This is a genomic window from Pantoea sp. NGS-ED-1003 (assembly GCF_000738765.1).
Taxonomy (GTDB): domain Bacteria; phylum Pseudomonadota; class Gammaproteobacteria; order Enterobacterales; family Enterobacteriaceae; genus Pantoea; species Pantoea septica.
The window spans coordinates 356,910-375,593 of record NZ_JPQA01000003.1; the positions used below are offsets into that span (position 1 = coordinate 356,910).

Genomic DNA, 18,684 nt, shown 5'->3' on the forward strand with positions numbered 1-18,684 from the left:
GCTTAAAAATCGGCGGGCTGGCGGAAGGTCATGCTGTTGCCGAATGCCGGATGCGTGATGGTCAGCGATTCGGCATGCAGCAGCAGGCGCGGTGCGCGGGCTTTCGCGTCGGGATGGGCGTAGAAGCCGTCGCCCAGGATGGGATGGCCCAGCGCCAGCATGTGCACGCGCAGCTGGTGCGAGCGGCCGGTAATCGGCTTCAGCGCCACGCGCGCGCTGTTGTCGTCCAGATAGGCCAGCACTTCATACTCGGTCTGCGCCGCTTTGCCGGTTTCAAAGCAGACTTTCTGTTTCGGCCGGTTCGGCCAGTCGCAGATCAGCGGCAGATCGATGACCCCTTTTTCCGCTGCTGGATGGCCCCAGACACGCGCCACGTAGCTTTTTGACGGCTCGCGCTCGCGAAACTGGCGCTTCAGCTCGCGCTCCGCCGCCTTGGTTAAGGCGACCGCCAGCACGCCGCTGGTGGCCATATCGAGGCGATGTACCGATTCCGCCTGCGGATAGTCGCGCTGAATGCGCGTCATTACGCTGTCTTTGTGCTCTTCCAGACGGCCAGGAACGGAGAGCAGCCCGCTCGGCTTATTGACCACCATAATGTGCGCATCCTGATAGAGAATGTGCAGCCAGGGCTCGCGCGGCGGATTGTAGGGTTCCATGATGTATTCTGCTTATTGATCAAAGAAAAGGAGCCGGATGACCCCAGCGTTTATTCACTCGGTGCCAACGCAGGTGAGAGGGCCCGATCGCAAAGACGCAAAAGGCGGCATCCCTGCCAGCTCGGCCCGCGCAATTACGCACCTCATCCCTGAGGTGCGCCCGTTACCGGGCCAGCGCGCCGCGTTGTTCAAAAACGCTCCCGGCGTTTTTGTCCCTTGCGCGGGACGCTTTGCTCTTCGGTCCCTCTCACCTGCTTGCAAGCATTTTAGCCGTCTGTAAGAGATTACTGGTGCGTCACCACGATCAGGCGCAGTGCGTCGAGACGCCAGTTGGCCTGACTCAGGCTTTCCAGCACCTGCTGGCGATTGCTCTCCAGCGCCTCGATCTCATCTTCGCGGATGTTCGGGTTGACCGCTTTCAGCGCCTCAAGACGCGACAGCTCCGCGCCCAGCTTTTCGTCCGCTTCGGCGCGCGCCGCGGCGATCAGCGCCTGCGCTTCCGGCACCACTTTCTCTTCCGCCTGCACCAGAATCGCGTGCACATCCTGCTGTACCGCGTTGACCAGCTTGCTGCCGGTATGGCGATTCACCGCGTTAAGCTGGCGGTTGAAGCTTTCAAACTCCACCTTGCCCGCCAGGTTGGTACCGTTGCGATCCAGCAGCATACGGATCGGCGTCGGCGGCAGAAAGCGCGTCAGCTGCAGATGCTTAGGCGCCTGCGCCTCGACCACGTAGATCATCTCCACCAGCAGCGTGCCGACCGGCAGCGCCTTGTTTTTCAACAGCGACAGCGCGCAGCTGCCGGTGTCGCCGGAAAGGATAAGATCCAGGCCGTTGCGGATTAGCGGATGCTCCCAGGTGATGAACTGGGTATCTTCGCGCGACAGCGCCTGATCGCGATTAAAGGTGATGGTGCAGCCATCTTCTGGCAGGCCCGGGAAATCGGGCACCAGCATATGATCGGACGGCGTCAGCACGATCAGATTATCGCTGCGATCCTCCTGGTTGATGCCGACGATATCGAACAGGTTCAGCGCAAAGTTCACCAGTTCGGTGTCGTTGTCCTGCGCGGCGATCTCCGCCGCCAGCGCCTGCGCCGACTCGCCGCCGTTGGAGTTGAGCTCCAGCAGGCGATCGCGACCGTGTTCCAGCTGCGACTTCAGCGACTCGTGCTGCTTGCGGCACTCGGCGATAAATTCATCCAGGCCTTCGCTGTTTTCCGGCGCGGCGAGGAAATCGATCAGCGGCTGATGCACGCTGTCGTAAATGGTGCGGCCGGTCGGGCAGGTGTGCTCGAAGGCGTCGAGCCCTTCGTGATACCAGCGCAGCAGCACCGCCTGAGCGGTTTTCTCCAGCCAGGGCACCATGATCTGAATATCGTGCGCCTGGCCGATGCGATCGAGACGGCCGATACGCTGCTCCAGCAGATCCGGGTTAAACGGCAGGTCGAACATCACCAGACGGCTGGCGAACTGGAAGTTGCGCCCTTCGGAACCGATTTCGGAGCAGAGCAGCACCTGCGCGCCGTTCTCTTCCGAGGCGAACCAGGCGGCGGCGCGGTCGCGTTCGATAATCGACAGCCCCTCGTGGAACACCGCCGCGCGGATGCCTTCGCGCTCGCGCAGCACCTGCTCCAGCTGTAGCGCGGTGGCCGCCTTGGCGCAGATCACCAGCACTTTCTCTTTGCGGTTGCTGGTCAGGTAGCCAAGCAGCCATTCGACGCGCGGATCGAAGTTCCACCAGGTGCCGCTGTCGCCTTCGAACTCCTGATAAATTTGCTCGGGATAGAGCAGGTCGCGCGCACGCTCTTCCGCGCTTTTACGCGCGCCCATAATGCCGGAGACCTTAATGGCGGTCTGATACTGCGCCGGCAGCGGCAGGCGGATCTGATGCAGTTCGCGTTTCGGAAAGCCCTTCACGCCGTTACGCGTGTTGCGGAACAGCACGCGGCTGGTGCCGTGGCGATCCATCAGCATGGCGATCAGCTCTTTGCGCGCGTCGAGTTTGCCGTCGCGTTCGCTGTTAGCGACCTGTAGCAGCGGCTCGATATCCTGCTCGCCCACCAGATCGTTGATGATGTTCATCTCTTCCTGCGAGATCGCTTTGTCGGCCAGCAGCGAGGAGACCGCGTCGGCGACCGGACGGAAGTGCTGCTGCTCTTCGACAAACTGCGCGAAATCGTGGAAGCGATTAGGATCGAGCAGACGCAGACGGGCGAAGTGACTCTCCATGCCCAGCTGTTCCGGCGTCGCGGTCAGCAGCAGCACGCCGGGGATCTGCTCCGCCAGCCGTTCGATAACCGCATATTCGCGGCTCGGCTCGCCTTCGCTCCAGGCGAGGTGGTGCGCTTCGTCGACCACCATCAGATCCCACTCCGCCTCTGCCAGCAACTCAAGGCGCTGCTTGTTGCGGCGCACGAAATCGAGCGAGCAGATAATCAGCTGTTCTGTCTCGAAGGCGTTGTCGCTGTCGTGCTGTGCTTCAGCGTAGCGGTCGTCGTCGAACAGCGAGAAGTGGAGGTTGAAGCGGCGCAGCATCTCGACCAGCCACTGGTGCTGCAGGGTTTCCGGCACGATGATCAGCACGCGCTCGGCGCGCCCGGCCAGCAGCTGCTGCTGGATGATCATGCCGGCTTCAATGGTTTTGCCGAGGCCCACTTCGTCCGCCAGCAGCACGCGCGGCGCATGGCGGCGGCCCACGTCGTGGGCGATATGCAGCTGGTGTGGGATCAGGTTGGTGCGCATGCCGCGCAGACCGCTTACCGGCAGACGATACTGCGCGCTCTGATATTTGCGGGCGCGATAGCGCAGGGCGAAGCGATCCATACGATCGAGCTGGCCAGCGAACAGGCGATCCTGCGGTTTGCTGAATACCAGCTTGCTGTCGAGCATCACTTCACGCAGCACCACCTCGCTTTCGTCCGTATCGAGACGCGTGCCGATATAGGTCATCAGGTCATTTTCGTTGCGTACTTCATCGACGCGCATCTGCCAGCCTTCGTGGCTGGTCACCGTATCGCCCGGATTAAAGATAACGCGAGTCACCGGAGAGTCGTTACGGGCATACAGGCGGTTTTCGCCCGTCGCCGGAAACAGCAGCGTAACCATGCGGGCGTCCGCCGCCACGACCGTTCCGAGCCCCAGTTCACTTTCCGTATCACTAATCCAGCGCTGACCTAATGTAAAAACCATATTTTTCTAGCTCGAATTTTTAAGGTGTTTTTGGTGAAGTTTCCCCGCCACAGGCAATACCTTTTCCCCAGACAAAGGGAGGTCTGGTCAGGTTTTAAGAGCGGTGAGATGCAGGAAGGGCGCTATGGTACTGGAAGGCAGGCCGTTCGTCACCTGTCAAAAAAGCCCCAGCTGCCCAGTAATCAGTGTAGCAAAGTCGCCGTCGACGAAAGGCAAAATGCCGTCGGCCACCGGCTGCAGCTGCTTGCTGACGTAATGATCGTAATCCAGCGGCGTGACGCGTGCCTCCAGCGGTTCAGGGCCTGCGGTGGCCATCACGTAGCGGATCGAGCCGCCGTTTTGATACTGCAGCGGGCGGTTCAGCTTGCGGTTCTGCTCATCCGCCAGCCGCGCGGCGCGCACGTGCGGCGGCACGTTGCGCTCATAGTCGGCCAGCGGGCGGCGCAGCCGTTTTTTATAGACCAGCAGGTCGTCCAGCTCGCCCGCCAGCAGCCGCGCCACGGTGTCGCGCACGTAATCCTGCCAGGGCTCGCCGCGAAAAATATGACCGTAGAGCGCCTGCTGAAACTGCTGCGCCAGCGGCGTCCAGTCGGTGCGCACCGATTCCAGCCCTTTGAACACCAGCCGCTCGTTTGCGCCGTCGCGGATCAGCCCGGCGTAACGCTTTTTGCTGCCCTGTTCGGCGCCGCGAATGGTCGGCATCAGAAAGCGGCTGAAGTGGTTTTCATACTCCAGCTCCAGCGCGCTGTCGAGACCGTACTGCTGCTGCAGATGTTCGCGCCACCATGCGTTGATCTGCTCCGCCAGCCTGCGGCCGATGGCGGCCGCTTCCGCTTCGCTGTGCGGCGACTTCAGCCAGACGAAGGTCGAATCGGTATCGCCATAAATGACATCAAAGCCCTGCGCCTCTATCTGCTCGCGCGTCTGCTGCATAATGGCGTGGCCGCGCAGCGTAATCGACGAGGCGAGGCGCGGATCGAAGAAGCGGCAGGCGCTGGTGCCGAGCACGCCGTAAAAGGCGTTCATAATGATTTTCAACGCCTGCGACAGCGGCTGATTGCCCTGTTTTTTCGCCGCCTCGCGCCCCTGCCAGATCTGCTCGACCATGGCGGGCAGGCAGTGGGTATGGCGCGAAAAGCGCGCTTCGCGGAAGCCGGGCACCGAATCGGCGTCGTCGGGGTGGGCCAGACCTTCGACCAGTCCGACCGGATCGATCAGGAAGGTGCGGATAATCGACGGATAAAGGCTTTTGTAATCGAGCACCAGCACCGAATCGTAGAGACCGGGACGGGAATCCATCACGTAGCCGCCGGGGCTCGCTTCCGGCGCGACCTCGCCGAGGTTGGGCGCGACGAAGCCTGCGCGATGCATGCGCGGAATATAAAGATGGCTGAAGGCGGCCACCGATCCGCCGTGGCGATCCGCCGCCAGGCCGTTGACCGAGGCGCGCTCCAGCAGAAACGGCATGATCGCGGTTTTATGGAAAATACGCGTCACCAGCTCGCAGTCTTTGAGGTTGTAGCGCGCCAGCGCCGGCTTATCGTTGGCGAAGCGCCAGTTGATCTCCTCCATGCGGTGCCAGGGGTTATCGATCGCTTTGCCTTCGCCCAGCAGGGTTTGCGACACCGCCTCCAGGCTAAAGGAGGGAAAGGTCCAGAAGGCGGATTTCAGCGCTTCGATGCCGTCGATAATCAGGCGGCCGGCCGCGCTGGCGGAAAAGACGCCGGGCTTGAAGCCGTGCTCGCGCCACTCCAGCGGCGTACTCTCACGCCCGAGGCGTAGCGGAATGGCGTAGCGGTCGGCATGTTTTTGCAGCACGCGCAGGTCGAATTGCACTACGTTCCAGCCGATCAGCACGTCAGGGTCGTGCTCGGCGAACCAGGCGTTGAGCGCCTCCAGCAGCTGCGGACGGGTATCGAAATAGATCAGATCGAAGTCGAGCGCGCTGGCGTCGCCGTTGGGCGGCCCCAGCATAAAGACCTGCCGCTGGCCGCAGCCTTCCAGGCCGATGCAGTAGAGCTCGCCATGCTGGGTGGTTTCGATATCCAGTGACACCCACTTCAGCGGCGGGCGATAGTCGGGATGGGGCTTCAGGCGGGCGTTGACCAGCGCGTCGCCCTGCGGCTCGCCGCTGAACCATACCGGCGCGGTGATAAAGCGCTCCATCAGGAAGCGCTCCGGCGGGCGGATATCCGCTTCAAACACCGGAATGCCCTGTTCGCGCAGCAGCTTTTCCAGCCGCTGCAGCTGGCGATACTGACGACAGTAAAGACCGAAGACCGGGCGGCGGCGAAAATCCTTCAGCGCCAGCGGCTGCAGCCGCACCTGACGCTCGTCGCGCAGCAGCGCTTCTACCTGCGGCTGATAGTCGCACGGAATAAAGGCGACCGACTCCTGCGCCGGCAGCGCCAGACGCTGCGGGCCGCTGTCCGTCGCCAGCCAGAAAACGATTTCGGTGCCTTGGGCGCTGTCGCGCCAGTGGCGGGTAAGCAAGAATCCTGCGCGGGGCGTATTCACATCGGCTCCAGACGAAAAAACAGCCAGAGTATAACATGGTTATTTATCCAGTGCGCGCGGCGCGCTTTTGTCAACGTCGCCCTACAATTCTTACCTTGACGCTGTCGTGCCGCCTCTGGACAATCCAGCATCCAAAGTGTGAGTAAGGAAGGTTATGGAAGCCTGGATTCAACATCTGTTTACGCAGTCGCTGGAGTACGCGCTGATCGCCGTTGCGCTGGTGACCTTTCTTGAATCGCTGGCCTTTGTTGGCCTGCTGCTGCCGGGCACCGTGATGATGGCCAGCCTGGGCGCGCTGGTCGGCAGCGGACAGATTGGGCTTTATCCCGCCTGGGCGGCGGGCTTTGTAGGCTGTCTGCTGGGCGACTGGATCTCATACGGCATCGGCTGGAAGTTTCAGGGGCCGCTGCACCGCTGGAAATATTTGCAGAAATACAAAGGGCTGCTGGATAAAACCGAGCACGCGCTGCATCAGCACAGCATGTTCACCATTCTGGTCGGACGGTTTGTCGGGCCGACGCGTCCGCTGATTCCGCTGGCGGCCGGCATGCTCGAGCTGCCGGTGCGCAAGTTTCTGCCGCCGAACCTGATTGGCTGCGTGCTGTGGCCGCCGCTCTATCTGCTGCCGGGCATTCTGGCGGGCGTGGCGATCGACGTGCCGAAGGACGCGCAGAGCGGCGCGTTTAAATGGCTGTTACTGCTGGTGGCGCTGCTGGTCTGGCTGGGCTGCTGGCTCGGCTGGCGCTGGTGGCGCAGCGGCAAAAGCCGCGACTGGGCGACGGCGTATCTGCCGCCTGCGCGCCTGCGCTGGCTGGCGCCGCTGGGCATCGCTATCGCGGTCGCCGCCTTCGCAGCGATCCAGTTCCATCCGATGATGCCGCTGTTCCGCCAGCTGTTATGGCAGGTGTTCTTTGCCTGACGCGCGGGCGATGCCGAGCACGTCGGCCTCGCGCGTGTCGCCCGACAGCAGCGTCTCGGTGGCGCCGTCCCAGTAGACGCGGCCATCGACGATCACCAGGCTGCGCGGCGCAATTTGCTGCGCATCCTCCAGGCTGTGCGACACCATCAACAGGGTAATCGCTCGCGCCTCGCAGACGCGCCGCACCAGCTGCAGCATCTCGTTACGCAGCGCCGGATCAAGCGCCGAGAAGGGTTCGTCCAGCAGCAGCACCGGTCGGTCGCGCAGCAGACAACGCGCCAGCGCCGCGCGCTGGCGCTGGCCGCCGGAGAGCTGGCCCGGCAGACGCGTCAGCAGATCGCTTAACCCCACCTGATCGGCAATTTCTTCCAGCTGCCGCCGCTGCGCGGCGTTCAGCTTCAGTCCTGGATGCAGACCCAGCGCCATGTTTTGCTGCACGCTGAGGTGCGGAAACAGGTTGTTCTCCTGAAACAGCATCGATACCGGACGCTGCGACGGCACGCTATGGGCGTGATCCGCGCCGTCGATGCGCAGCGCGCCCTGGCTCACCGGTAGAAAGCCGGCGATCAGGCTGAGCAGCGTACTTTTACCCGCGCCGCTGGGGCCGAGCACCGCCAGCCGCTCGCCGCGTTCGGCGCTGAAGCTGAAACGCATCGGCAGATGCTGGTAGAGGTAGGTCAGATTAGTCAGTGTCAGCATGGCGGCCAGGTAATTTTTCCATCAGGGTAAACAGCAGCAGACAGATCGCTAACAGCAGCAGAGCGGTAACCGCGCCGTCGGCGCCGCGATAGGCGCCGGTCTGCTGATAAAGGTAAAAGGGCAAAGTACGGAAGTCTGCGCTGCCGAACAGCGCCACCACGCCGAAGTCGCCGACAGAGAGCACGCAGGCGAAGGCGAGCGCCTGCGCCAGCGGACGCTTCAGCGCGCGCAGCTCAATGAGCCGCAGTCGGTTCCAGCCAGCGATCCCCAGTGACGCGCACAGGTGCGAATAGCGCTCGGCGCTGTCGCGCATCGGGTTTTCCAGCACCTTTAGCGCATAGGGAATGGCGAGCAGCGCGTTGGCGAAAATCACCAGTCCGTCGGGCGAGTCTGGCAGGCCGGTGGTGGCGTTGAAGAGTAAAAAGAAGCCGGTCGCCAGCACGATGCCCGGCATCGCCAGGATCAGCATGCCGCTGGTCTCCACTACCTGCGCAGGCAGCAGGCGCTGGCGCAGGCGCAGCTCGCGGCTGCTCCACAGCAGCATCATGGTAAGCGTGACGCAGAGCGCGCCCGCGCCGAGGGCGATACGCAGCGAGGTGAGCGTCGCCTGCCACAGCGCCGGCTGCGCCAGCGCGCCGCCCGAGACGCCGCGCAGCCCGTCAACGATCACCGCCAGCAGCGGCGGCAGCAGCAACAGCAGCGCCAGCGCGATAAGCAGGCCGTCGCCGATGCGCGCGCGCCGCGAATCGTGCGGATCGCGCCAGCCGCGCAGCTGCGCGCTGCCTGCCGGAATCGCCTTGCTGAAGCGCTGGCTCAGCAGCACCAGCGTCAGGCAGAAGGCGAGCTGGATCAGCGCCAGCAGCGCGGCGCGGCCGGGATCGTAGTCGTAGCTCAGCGCCTGAAAAATCGCCAGCTCGATGGTGGTGGCCTGCGGGCCGCCGCCCAGCGAGAGCACGGTCGCGAAGCTGGCGAAGCAGAGCATAAAAATCAGCGCGCCGGTTGGCAGCAGCTGTCGGCGCAGCCAGGGCCACTCCAGCAGGCGGAATAAGTGCCAGCCGCGCAGTCCGAGCTGAGCGGCGAGCTGACGCTGTTCGCCTGGAATATTCTCCAGCGTCTGCAGCATCAGGCGCGTCGCCAGCGGCAGGTTGAAAAAGCAGTGCGCCAGCAGAATGCCCTGCAGCCCATAGGGCGAGAAGCGGTAGTCGATGCCGAACAGCTGGCAGAGCTGCGCCAGCCAGCCGACGCGGCCATAGACCGTCAGCAGGCCGAAGACCGCCACCAGCACCGGCAGCACCAGCGTCATGGCGCAAAGGCGCAGCAGCAGCTGACGGCCGGGAAAACGCCTGCGGTAGAGGGCGCGCGCCAGCGGGATCGCGGGCAGCAGCGACAGCAGGGCGGAGAGCAGCGCCTGGGTGAACGAGAAGCGCACCACGTGGCGCAGATAGCTATCATGCAGCAGCCCACGCCAGTCGCCTGCCGGCGCGCTGGCCCAGAGCGCGCCGAACGCCAGCAGCGCCACGCCGCACAGCAGCAGCGCGGCGGCACTGCCCGGCACCATCCACAGCGGGATTAGCGGCTGACGGCGCGTTGCCATGCGTTAATCCACTCTGGGCGCTGCTGCGCCACTTGCTGCGGACTATACTGCAGCGCGGTTTGCGGCACGCTTAGCGTCTGGAAACCCGCTGGCAGCTCGCTTTTAATGACCGGATACATCCAGTTGCCGGTCGGGATGGCGTTCTGGAAGGCGGGCGTCAGCATAAACTGCATAAACTGCTGCGCCAGCTTCGGCTGCTTGCTGCCGGCAAGCTGCGCGGCGACTTCAACCTGCAAATAGTGACCTTCTGCAAACGGCGCGGCGGCGTAGTTCTCTTTTTTCTCTTCGATGAGGTGATAGGCGGGCGAGGTGGTATAGCTTAGCACCAGATCGCCTTCGCCTTTCAGGAACAGGCCGTAGGCTTCGCTCCAGCCCTTGGTCACGGTAACGGTTTTCTGCGCCAGCTTCTGCCAGGCCTGCGGCGCGCTGTCGCCGTAGACTTTCTGCATCCAGAGCAGCAGGCCCAGACCCGGCGTGCTGGTGCGCGGATCTTCATAGATCACGCGCCATTTCTCCGGGCTTTCCACCAGCTCTTTCAGGCTGGTCGGCGGGTTTTTAAGGCGCGTTTTGTCATAAACGAAGGCGAAGTAGCCGTAGTCAAAGGGCACGAAGGTTTGATCCTGCCAGCCGCCCGGCAGCGTCAGGTTATGGAGATCGACCGCGCTTTTGGCGAACAGGCCGGTCTGCTGCGCCGCCTGCAGCAGATTATTGTCGAGGCCGAGCACCACGTCGGCCTTGCTGTTCTTGCCTTCCATGCGCACGCGGTTCAGCAGCGAGACGCCATCTTCTAGCGCCACATAGCGCAGCTCGCAGCCGCACTGCGCTTCAAAGGCTTTTTTCACCGCCGGGCCGGGGCCCCATTCGGCGGAGAAGGAGTCGTAGGTGTAGACGGTCAGGGCAGGTTTTGCCGCCAGCGCCGGCACGGACAGCAACATCAGCAGAGGGAGAATCTGTTTAACCACTTTGCGCTCCAGGGGAGAGTTGTTATGAGTCGCAAAGGATCTGAGCGTAGCAGCCTCTCAAATCCCTACGTCGGTATTAACCGAATCAGGTTCGACGGGTTTTTCTCAGCCTTTCGCAGGCACCCCGTTGAGAACGGCTCATTCTAGACATTTCGGCGCCAGGGGGAAAGCATCACAGCGTCGGCGGCGCGAACCAGGCGGATTTAAAGTCGAACCAGCCAAGCGTATTGAGCCGCACGCCGCGCATGCTGCGCTGACCTTCCAGCAGCAGCCAGTGATGAAACAGCGGATGCAAACCATCCGCATCGAGCAGCCGCTTGCTCCATTCGGCGAGCGGCAGCGCTTTGCGCCGCCAGCGCGCGGCGTCCTGTTCCCAGTCGAGCGGCAGACAGTGATGCAGCAGCGGGATCTCGTAGAGCTGGGCAAACAGCGCATACTCCAGCGGCAGAGTGAAGTTGACGCTGCCGAGCCAGACGTCGCTTTCCGCCTCGCCCTGATGCCAGGTTTCATAGTCGACTGCACGGGTAATTAGCCGCACATTGTGCTGCGCCAGCAGTGGGCGCAGCGCATTGGCGATGCCCTCATGCTCGACGTGCTGGCTGTACCAGGTCAGCGTCAGGCTCTCCAGACCGGGCGGCCTGGTCGCTGGCGTCAAATCGCGGCGGTGGTGCCAGCGCGGCAGCAGGCCGTAGGCAGGATACCAGTAGCGCTGATAGCCGGCCTCGGCATAGTTGAGCAGCGCGATGGGATTCAGCAAATGGCAGAGCCAGCGCCGGACGTCGGCATCGCGTCCCAGGGCGGAGCGCTGATCGAACAGGAGAAAATAGCAGCCCTCTTCAAGGCGGCTCTCTTCCGACTTTTCATCCTCGGCGGCGCCCTGGAGACGCACGCCGGAGTAGACCAGTTCGTCGCTGATCTCCGGCAGTACCCAGATTGAGACGTCGTCAATCAGCGCGCGAAAGCCGAAATAGTCGTCAAACGCCTCGATCTTCAGCTGGCTCTGCTGGTTGCGCACCACGCGATAGGGGCCGGTGCCAACGGGATGCCGCGCGAAGTCGCGCATTTGCGGCCATTCGCGCGGCAGAATCATGGCGCTGACGCTGCCGAGCAGCCACGGCAGCCAGTCGTCCGGTTCGCTGAGATGGAGATCCAGCGTCCAGGGTGCGGGCGAATCGATGCGTTGAATATGGGAGAAGAGCGGCAACGGGCGCAGGCGTTCCAGGCTCGACGTGACGTCCGCCATCTCCAGCTCGCGGCCGTGATGAAAGCGGATCGCCGGGCGCAGGTAAAAACGCCAGTGCAGCGGCGATATCGCCTGCCAGTGATGGGCGATATCCGCCTCGACTTCCCCGTTTTCCTCATTTATACGCGTCAGACCGTTGAAAATCTGCCGCGCCAGATGGGTTTCGGAGCGGCGCAGCGGCGAGCCGGGCAGCAGGTTAAGCAGCGGGCGATAGTAGAGCACGCGCAGAATATGTTTGCCCTGGCGGAAACTGCGGCCGAGATGGGCGCGGATCATCTGGCGTACCTCCGCCTTGTCGCCGACCAGCTGCACCAGCTGATCGATACGATCCTGCGCCAGCAGATCCTCGGCGCGCTGCTGCTGCAGCGCCAGGCCAGTGTAGCAGAAGCTGAGCTGCGAACGCTTGCCGCGTCCCGCCTCGGCCTGCCACGTGAGCCAGCCCGCCTCCTGCATCGCATTCAGCAGGTTGCGCATATGGCGACGCGAGCAGTGCAGCCGTTCGGCCAGTTCGCTGAGCGTAACCAGCTGGCTTTCGCCCTGGCAGCTTTGCCACAGGCGGATGAACTGCTGCTTAAGGCGTGATGAGGACATAAAAGAGGAACTCCCTGTGAAAAGCGCTCAGTTTTTTCTGCCTCATATTACGGGCAAACTTAGCGCTATTGGAAGAGCGGGAGGCATTCCGCACGGAATGGCGCTCGACCATGATGCCGCTGCGGCGGGATCTTTTCTGAGTAGGGTGCAATTACACCGCCAGCAGAGATTTTTCCTGCTGGCTTTTTTCTGTTGCGCTAGAATCCTTTCTCCTGTTTTTCCTGCTCTCGCCACCGCAAAGGGATCTCGCTATGAAGTCGCTGTTAACCCGGAAGCGCCGTATTAATCCGGTCTTTCTCGCCTTTATGGCCGCCTCTTTTATGATCGGCGTCGCCGGCGCGCTGCAGGCGCCGACGCTGAGTCTGTTTCTGACGCGCGAGGTGCAGGCGCGTCCCCTTTGGGTCGGGCTCTTTTTTACCGTCAACGCCATCGCGGGCATCGTGGTCAGCATGCTGGTGGCGAAGCGCTCCGACAGCCGCGGCGATCGTCGTACGCTGATCCTCTTTTGCTGCGCGATGGCGTTTTGCAACGCGCTGCTGTTCGCCTTTACCCGCCACTACCTGACGCTGATTACCCTTGGCGTGCTGCTCTCGGCGCTGGCCAGCGTGTCGATGCCGCAGATTTTCGCGCTAGCGCGCGAGTATGCCGACCAGTCGGCGCGCGAAGCGGTGATGTTCAGCTCGGTGATGCGCGCGCAGCTTTCGCTCGCCTGGGTAATCGGTCCGCCGCTGTCGTTCGCGCTGGCGCTTAACTTCGGCTTTGTGACGCTTTTTCTGGTGGCGGCCGCGCTGTTTCTGGTCTGTATCCTGCTGATCAAGTTCACCTTGCCGTCGGTGCCGCGCGCCGAGCCGCTGATGAGGAGCGGCGGCATGCCGCTGAGCGGCTGGCGCGACCGCGACGTGCGCCTGCTGTTTATCGCCTCGGTAACGATGTGGACCTGCAATACCATGTATATCATCGATATGCCGCTCTATATCAGCGTCACGCTCGGTCTGCCGGAGAAGCTGGCGGGTCTGCTGATGGGGACGGCGGCCGGGCTGGAGATCCCGGTAATGCTGCTGGCCGGGCACTACGCGAAGCGCGTCGGCAAGCGCAATCTGATGTTGATCGCGGTGGCGGCGGGCATTCTGTTTTACGCCGGGCTGGCGATGTTCGCCTCGCAGACTGCGCTGATGGCGCTGCAGCTGTTTAACGCGGTGTTTATCGGCATTATTGCCGGCATCGGCATGCTGTGGTTTCAGGATCTGATGCCGGGTCGGCCGGGCGCGGCGACTACCATGTTCACCAACTCTATCTCGACCGGGATGATTCTGGCAGGCGTGATTCAGGGGACGCTGAGCGAGCGCTTCGGGCATATTGCGGTGTACTGGCTGGCGCTGGGGCTGGCCGTCGCGGCGTTCGCCATGTCGGCGCGCGTGAAGAACGTCTAAGAGGGCACTGTTTTTCTTACAGGCAGCGCTAAAGCGTAAAACGCGGGTGGCTGGGTCCGAAGAGCAAAGCGTCCCGCACCAGGGATGGCGCGGGCCGAGCGAGCAGGGATGCGTTTAGCGACTTTGCGATCGGACCCTGCCACTCGCGTTAGCTCCTGACCTGCAAACAGCGATGCCTTAATTCAAAAACGCAGGCTGGCGCTGTTCATAATCGGTAATCGCCGCTTCGTGCTGCAGCGTCAGGCCGATGCTGTCGAGGCCGTTCAGCATGCAGTGGCGGCGGAAGCTATCGATCTCGAACGAGTAGACGTTGTCGCCCGCCGTTACCGTCTGCGCTTCCAGATCGACGGTAAAGCGGATGCCCGGCTGCGCCGCCACCAGCTTAAACATCTCGTCCACCTGCTCGTCGCTGAGGCGCACCGGCAGCAGCTGGTTGTTAAAGCTGTTGCCGTAAAAAATGTCGGCGAAGCTCGGCGCAATCACCACGTGAAAACCGAAATCGGTCAGCGCCCATGGCGCATGCTCGCGCGAGGAGCCGCAGCCGAAGTTCTCGCGCGCCAGCAGAATGCTGGTGCCCTGAAACTCAGGCTTGTTCAGCACAAAGCTGGCGGTCGGCACGGTGCCGGCGTCGTCGTCAAAGCGCCAGTCGTGAAACAGATGGGCGCCAAAGCCGGTGCGCGTCACCTTCTGCAGGAACTGCTTGGGAATAATGGCGTCGGTGTCGACGTTCGCCGCGTCGAGCGGGGCAACGATGCCGGTATGCTGAGTAAATTTATTCGCCATGATTATGCTCCTGTCAGTTCACGGATATCGGCAAAGTGGCCGGAAACAGCGGCTGCGGCGGCCATCGCCGGGCTGACCAGATGAGTACGTCCGCCGCGGCCCTGGCGACCTTCAAAGTTACGGTTGCTGGTCGAGGCGCAGCGCTCGCCTGGATTCAGGCGGTCGTTGTTCATCGCCAGGCACATCGAGCAGCCCGGCAGGCGCCATTCGAAACCGGCTTCGAGGAAAATTTTGTCCAGGCCTTCCGCTTCCGCCTGCGCTTTCACCGGACCGGAGCCTGGCACCACCATCGCCACTACGCCCGGCGCAACTTTGCGCCCTTTGGCGATGGCCGCTGCGGCGCGCAGATCTTCAATGCGCGAGTTGGTGCAGGAGCCGATAAATACCTTGTCGATCGCGACGTCAGTCAGGCGAATGCCCGGCTGCAGATTCATATAGGCGAGCGCCTTCTCGGCTGAGGCGCGCTCGACCGGATCGGTAAACGAGGCCGGGTTCGGGATCAGCTCGTCCACGGCGATCACCTGGCCCGGGTTGGTGCCCCAGGTCACCTGCGGCGCGATATCGGCGGCGTTCAGCGTCACCACCGCGTCGTAGTGCGCGCCTGCGTCCGACTTCAGGGTGCGCCAGTATTCTACCGCCTGCTCCCACTTCTCGCCCTGCGGCGCGAACTGACGGCCTTTCAGGTAGTTGAAGGTGGTATCGTCGGGCGCGACCAGGCCCGCCTTGGCACCCATCTCGATCGCCATATTGCACAGCGTCATGCGACCTTCCATGCTCAGGGCTTCGATAGCCGGACCGCAGAACTCCACCACGTGGCCGGTGCCGCCCGCGCTGCCGGTTTTCCCGATAATCGCCAGCACGATATCCTTCGCGGTGATGCCCGGCGCGGCGTCGCCCAGCACTTCGATTTTCATGGTCTTCGCGCGACCCTGCTTCAGCGTCTGGGTCGCGAAAACATGCTCGACTTCCGAGGTGCCGATGCCGAAAGCCAGCGAACCGAACGCGCCGTGCGTCGCGGTGTGCGAATCGCCGCAGACGATGGTCATGCCCGGCAGCGTCATGCCTTGCTCCGGCCCGATGACGTGCACGATGCCCTGGAACGGGTGGTTCAGATCGTAGAGCTGCACGCCGAACTCGGCGCAGTTCTTCATCAGCTCCTGCATCTGGATGCGCGCCATTTCGCCGGAGGCGTTGATGTCTTTGGTCTGGGTCGAAACGTTATGGTCCATGGTGGCGAACGTCTTCGACGGCTGACGCACTTTGCGGCCGTGGGCGCGCAGACCGTCGAAGGCCTGCGGCGACGTCACCTCATGAATCAGGTGACGATCGATATAGAGCAGCGGCGTCTCGTTAGGCGCTTCGTGAACGACATGTGCATCAAATAACTTCTGGTATAAAGTTTTCATTATTTTATTTTTCCTCGGCGATAAAGCGGGCAATCACGCTGCCCATCTCATCCGTGGTGACGGCGGGGCCGTCACCGGCCAAATCTCGGGTGCGGTAGCCTTCTTCCAGCGCGCGGCTGACGGCGCGCTCAATGCTGTCGGCGGCGGCATCCGCATTCAGGCTGTAGCGCAGCAGCAGCGACAGCGACAGGATCTGCGCCACCGGGTTCGCAATATTCTGTCCGGCGATATCGGGCGCGGAGCCGCCCGCCGGCTCATACAGACCGAAACTCTCTTCATTCAGGCTGGCTGACGGCAGCATGCCCATCGAGCCGGTGATCATCGCGCACTCGTCAGAGAGAATATCGCCGAACAGATTGGAGCAGAGCAGCACGTCGAACTGCGACGGGTCTTTAATCAGCTGCATAGTGGCGTTATCGATATACATATGGCTCAGCTGCACGTCGGGATAATCCTGCGCCACTTCATTAACGATTTCGCGCCACATCACCGAGGTCTGCAGCACGTTGGCTTTATCGATAGAGGTGACTTTATTGCGACGCTTGCGCGCCGACTCAAAGGCGATGCGGGCGATGCGTTCAATCTCGAAACGGTGATAGACCTCGGTGTCGAAGGCGCGCTCATGCGGACCGTTGCCTTCACGCCCTTTCGGCTGGCCGAAATAGATACCGCCGGTCAGCTCGCGCACGCACAGAATATCGAAACCTTTCGCGGCGATATCGGCGCGCAGCGGGCAAAAGGCCTCCAGGCCCTGATAGAGCGCGGCGGGACGCAGGTTGCTGAACAGTTTGAAATGCTTGCGCAGCGGCAGCAGCGCGCCGCGCTCTGGCTGCGAGGCGGGCGGCAGATGTTCCCATTTCGGGCCGCCGACCGAGCCGAACAGAATGGCGTCGGCCTGCTCGCAGCCGGCGACGGTGGCAGGCGGCAGCGGTTCGCCGTGGCGGTCGATGGCGATGCCGCCGACGTCATACTCGCTGGTAGTGATACGCATATCAAAGCGGTGACGAATGGCGTCCAGTACTTTCAAGGCCTGCGCCATGACTTCCGGGCCGATACCGTCGCCGGGCAATACTGCGATATGAGAAGAGGTAGACATAGTTACACCGTTTCCTTCTGAAATTTGCGCTGCAATTCTTTTTCGACTTCTTTGGCGCGCCAGATATTGTTCAGCGCGTTCACCATCGCCTTCGCGGAGGATTCGACGATATCGGTCGCCAGACCCACGCCGTGGAATTTGCGGCCGTTATAGTTGACCACGATATCTACCTGGCCCAGCGCGTTCTCGCCGTGGCCTTTCGCCGTTAACTTGTAGTTCACCAGCTCAGCTTCGAAGCCGGTAATGCGGTTGATCGCCTGGTAAACTGCGTCGACCGGGCCGTTGCCGGTGGCGGCGTCTGCTTTGGTCTCTTCGCCGCAGCCCAGCTGCACCGAGGCGGTCGCCGTGACGCTGGAGCCAGTCTGCACGTTGAATTCGTTCAGCTGGAAATATTCCGGCTCTTCATGCTGTTTGTTGATAAAGGCCAGCGCTTCCAGATCGTAATCGAACACCTGGCCTTTCTTGTCGGCCAGCTTCAGGAAGGCGTCATACAGCGCGTCCAGACTGTAGTCGCTCTCTTTGTAGCCCATCTCTTCCATGCGGTGTTTCACCGCAGCGCGGCCGGAGCGCGAGGTCAGGTTCAGCTGGATTTTATGCAGGCCGATCGACTCCGGCGTCAGGATTTCGTAGTTCTCGCGGTTTTTCAGCACGCCGTCCTGATGAATGCCGGAGGAGTGGGCGAAGGCGTTAGAGCCGACCACCGCTTTGTTCGCCGGGATCGGCATATTGCAGATCTGGCTGACCATCTGGCTGGTGCGGTAGATTTCCTGATGCTGGATGTTGGTATGCACGTTCAGGATCTGCTGGCGGGTTTTGATCGCCATGATGACCTCTTCCAGCGCGCAGTTGCCGGCGCGCTCGCCCAGACCGTTCAGCGTGCCTTCCACCTGCCGCGCGCCCGCCTGGACGGCAGCCAGCGCGTTGCCGGTCGCCATGCCTAAATCGTCATGGGTGTGCACCGACAGAATCGCTTTGTCGATATTGGGCACGCGATTGATCAGCTGGCTGATGATGCTGGCGTATTCGCCCGGCAGGGTGTAGCCCACGGTGTCCGGGATGTTGATGGTGGTGGCGCCGGCGTTGATCGCCGCCTCCACAACGCGACACAGATCGTCAATCGGCGTGCGGCCGCCATCTTCGCAAGAGAACTCGACGTCGCTGGTATAGTTGCGCGCGCGTTTCACCATATGCACCGCACGCTCGATTACCTCAGGCAGGGTGCTGCGCAGTTTGGTGGCGATATGCATCGGCGAGGTGGCGATGAAGGTGTGGATACGATAGGCCTCCGCCACGCGCAGCGCTTCATAAGCGGCGTCGATATCTTTCTCGACGCAGCGCGCCAGCCCGCAGACGCGGCTGTTTTTAATGGTGCGCGCGATGGTCTGAACGGATTCAAAGTCGCCCGGCGACGAGACCGGAAAACCGACTTCCATCACGTCAACGCCCATGCGCTCCAGCGCCAGTGCGATCTGCAATTTTTCTTTCACACTCAGGCTGGCCTGTAATGCCTGCTCACCGTCGCGCAGAGTGGTATCGAAAATAATGACTTGCTGGCTCATCGTATTCATCCTTATGCGTTAACTTCACCGTGCAACGA

At 62.3% G+C, this 18,684-nt stretch carries 14 protein-coding genes and 1 riboswitch; of the genes, 3 read left to right on the top strand and 11 right to left on the bottom strand.

Annotated features, from left to right (window positions below; all coding sequences use genetic code 11):
• Nucleotides 1–2: 2 nt before the first annotated feature.
• The 3 genes from rluA to polB all read right to left on the bottom strand — a co-directional run bounded on the left by rluA (nucleotide 3) and on the right by polB (nucleotide 6,364).
• Entirely contained in the window at nucleotides 3–656 is a 654-nt protein-coding gene (gene rluA / locus JS46_RS07895; RefSeq protein ID WP_033749457.1) for a bifunctional tRNA pseudouridine(32) synthase/23S rRNA pseudouridine(746) synthase RluA, read from the bottom strand.
• A 284-nt stretch (nucleotides 657–940) separates the two neighbouring features.
• Nucleotides 941–3,847, bottom strand: a complete 2,907-nt coding sequence (gene rapA, locus JS46_RS07900; RefSeq protein WP_033749458.1) for an RNA polymerase-associated protein RapA — start codon at nucleotides 3,845–3,847, stop codon at nucleotides 941–943.
• Between the two features lie 156 nt (nucleotides 3,848–4,003).
• A complete protein-coding gene (gene polB / locus JS46_RS07905) occupies nucleotides 4,004–6,364 on the bottom strand; it encodes a DNA polymerase II (protein ID WP_033749459.1) in 2,361 nt (786 codons plus the stop codon).
• A 154-nt stretch (nucleotides 6,365–6,518) separates the two neighbouring features.
• Here polB and JS46_RS07910 point away from each other — a divergent pair, with 154 nt between their 5' ends.
• The gene (locus tag JS46_RS07910; protein ID WP_033749460.1) at nucleotides 6,519–7,283 is read left to right on the top strand and encodes a DedA family protein; all 765 of its coding nucleotides are present in this window, start codon (nucleotides 6,519–6,521) and stop codon (nucleotides 7,281–7,283) included.
• Here the strand turns inward: JS46_RS07910 and thiQ are convergent.
• From thiQ to sgrR, 4 genes are all read right to left on the bottom strand, one after another.
• Nucleotides 7,260–7,982, bottom strand: a complete 723-nt coding sequence (gene thiQ / locus JS46_RS07915; protein ID WP_033749461.1) for a thiamine ABC transporter ATP-binding protein ThiQ — start codon at nucleotides 7,980–7,982, stop codon at nucleotides 7,260–7,262. The genes JS46_RS07910 and thiQ overlap by 24 nt on opposite strands.
• Nucleotides 7,966–9,576 (bottom strand): thiamine/thiamine pyrophosphate ABC transporter permease ThiP, encoded by a 1,611-nt coding sequence (thiP, locus tag JS46_RS07920; protein WP_033749462.1) that lies wholly within the window; start codon nucleotides 9,574–9,576, stop codon nucleotides 7,966–7,968. The genes thiQ and thiP overlap by 17 nt, the downstream gene beginning before the upstream one ends.
• Entirely contained in the window at nucleotides 9,552–10,538 is a 987-nt protein-coding gene (gene thiB / locus JS46_RS07925; protein WP_033749464.1) for a thiamine ABC transporter substrate binding subunit, read from the bottom strand. The genes thiP and thiB overlap by 25 nt, the downstream gene beginning before the upstream one ends.
• A gap of 44 nt (nucleotides 10,539–10,582) precedes the next feature.
• Nucleotides 10,583–10,675, bottom strand: a riboswitch (TPP riboswitch).
• Between the two features lie 35 nt (nucleotides 10,676–10,710).
• Nucleotides 10,711–12,372, bottom strand: a complete 1,662-nt coding sequence (gene sgrR, locus JS46_RS07930; protein WP_033749465.1) for an HTH-type transcriptional regulator SgrR — start codon at nucleotides 12,370–12,372, stop codon at nucleotides 10,711–10,713.
• Nucleotides 12,373–12,388: 16 nt separating this feature from the next.
• On the opposite strand from sgrR, the gene JS46_RS24120 reads away from it, so the two are divergent.
• On the top strand, nucleotides 12,389–12,658 hold the full coding sequence (locus JS46_RS24120) for a hypothetical protein (RefSeq protein ID WP_127908368.1): 270 nt from the start codon (nucleotides 12,389–12,391) through the stop codon (nucleotides 12,656–12,658).
• On the top strand, nucleotides 12,624–13,802 hold the full coding sequence (locus JS46_RS07935; RefSeq protein WP_033749466.1) for an MFS transporter: 1,179 nt from the start codon (nucleotides 12,624–12,626) through the stop codon (nucleotides 13,800–13,802). Before JS46_RS24120 ends, JS46_RS07935 begins: the two co-directional genes overlap by 35 nt.
• A 177-nt stretch (nucleotides 13,803–13,979) precedes the next feature.
• On the opposite strand, the gene leuD is transcribed toward JS46_RS07935, so the two are convergent.
• The 4 genes from leuD to leuA are packed head-to-tail and all read right to left on the bottom strand — an operon-like array spanning nucleotide 13,980 to nucleotide 18,646.
• Nucleotides 13,980–14,585 (bottom strand): 3-isopropylmalate dehydratase small subunit, encoded by a 606-nt coding sequence (leuD, locus tag JS46_RS07940; protein ID WP_033749467.1) that lies wholly within the window; start codon nucleotides 14,583–14,585, stop codon nucleotides 13,980–13,982.
• 2 nt (nucleotides 14,586–14,587) lie between these two features.
• Entirely contained in the window at nucleotides 14,588–15,991 is a 1,404-nt protein-coding gene (leuC, locus tag JS46_RS07945; RefSeq protein ID WP_033749468.1) for a 3-isopropylmalate dehydratase large subunit, read from the bottom strand.
• A gap of 4 nt (nucleotides 15,992–15,995) precedes the next feature.
• The gene (gene leuB, locus JS46_RS07950) at nucleotides 15,996–17,087 is read right to left on the bottom strand and encodes a 3-isopropylmalate dehydrogenase (protein WP_033749469.1); all 1,092 of its coding nucleotides are present in this window, start codon (nucleotides 17,085–17,087) and stop codon (nucleotides 15,996–15,998) included.
• 2 nt (nucleotides 17,088–17,089) lie between these two features.
• Nucleotides 17,090–18,646 carry a 2-isopropylmalate synthase gene (gene leuA / locus JS46_RS07955; protein WP_033749470.1) on the bottom strand — a complete coding sequence of 519 codons (1,557 nt, stop codon included), beginning with the start codon at nucleotides 18,644–18,646 and terminating at the stop codon, nucleotides 17,090–17,092.
• Nucleotides 18,647–18,684 lie beyond the last annotated feature (38 nt).

Excerpts from the sequence above, each read along its gene's own strand:
- rluA (WP_033749457.1), bottom strand. The coding sequence starts at position 656 with ATGGAACCCTACAATCCGCCGCGCGAGCCCTGGCTGCACATTCTCTAT.
- rapA (WP_033749458.1), bottom strand. The coding sequence starts at position 3,847 with ATGGTTTTTACATTAGGTCAGCGCTGGATTAGTGATACGGAAAGTGAA.
- JS46_RS07910 (WP_033749460.1), top strand. The coding sequence starts at position 6,519 with ATGGAAGCCTGGATTCAACATCTGTTTACGCAGTCGCTGGAGTACGCG.
- thiQ (WP_033749461.1), bottom strand. The coding sequence starts at position 7,982 with ATGCTGACACTGACTAATCTGACCTACCTCTACCAGCATCTGCCGATG.
- thiP (WP_033749462.1), bottom strand. The coding sequence starts at position 9,576 with ATGGCAACGCGCCGTCAGCCGCTAATCCCGCTGTGGATGGTGCCGGGC.
- sgrR (WP_033749465.1), bottom strand. The coding sequence starts at position 12,372 with ATGTCCTCATCACGCCTTAAGCAGCAGTTCATCCGCCTGTGGCAAAGC.
- JS46_RS07935 (WP_033749466.1), top strand. The coding sequence starts at position 12,624 with ATGAAGTCGCTGTTAACCCGGAAGCGCCGTATTAATCCGGTCTTTCTC.
- leuD (WP_033749467.1), bottom strand. The coding sequence starts at position 14,585 with ATGGCGAATAAATTTACTCAGCATACCGGCATCGTTGCCCCGCTCGAC.
- leuC (WP_033749468.1), bottom strand. The coding sequence starts at position 15,991 with ATGAAAACTTTATACCAGAAGTTATTTGATGCACATGTCGTTCACGAA.
- leuB (WP_033749469.1), bottom strand. The coding sequence starts at position 17,087 with ATGTCTACCTCTTCTCATATCGCAGTATTGCCCGGCGACGGTATCGGC.
- leuA (WP_033749470.1), bottom strand. The coding sequence starts at position 18,646 with ATGAGCCAGCAAGTCATTATTTTCGATACCACTCTGCGCGACGGTGAG.